The organism is Psychrobacter sp. GW64-MNA-CIBAN-0177 (assembly GCF_040309585.1).
GTDB lineage: Bacteria > Pseudomonadota > Gammaproteobacteria > Pseudomonadales > Moraxellaceae > Psychrobacter > Psychrobacter okhotskensis.
The window spans coordinates 1-276 of sequence record NZ_JBEOOY010000201.1 but is presented as its reverse complement, the minus strand read 5'-3'; the positions used below and the strand labels follow the sequence as shown (position 1 = coordinate 276).

Annotated in this window: 1 pseudogene; it reads left to right on the top strand. The window is 44.6% G+C overall.

The features are described 5' to 3' along the window. Nucleotides 1-276, top strand: a pseudogene (locus AAEY79_RS14770) (primosomal protein N'); the annotation flags it as partial.

Here is a 276-nt window from a genome sequence, read left to right as displayed (position 1 = left end):
ATTTACCCTTTGCTCATGAGTTACTACAAGAGCGTAAAATGATGGGATTGCCGCCTTATAGTTATGCGGCTTTGATTCGCTGTGAAGGGAAAACGTTGGTTGCTACGACCCAAGCGTTAAAAGATGCCATTGCGCTCTTGCCAGCCGAACATCATTTAGCGGTACTCGGTCCTATCGATGCGCCTATGACTAAAAAAAACAGCCGTTATCATGCGCAACTGTTATTACTCGCAAAAAACCGCAATCAATTACATCACGTATTACACCATTGGTGGC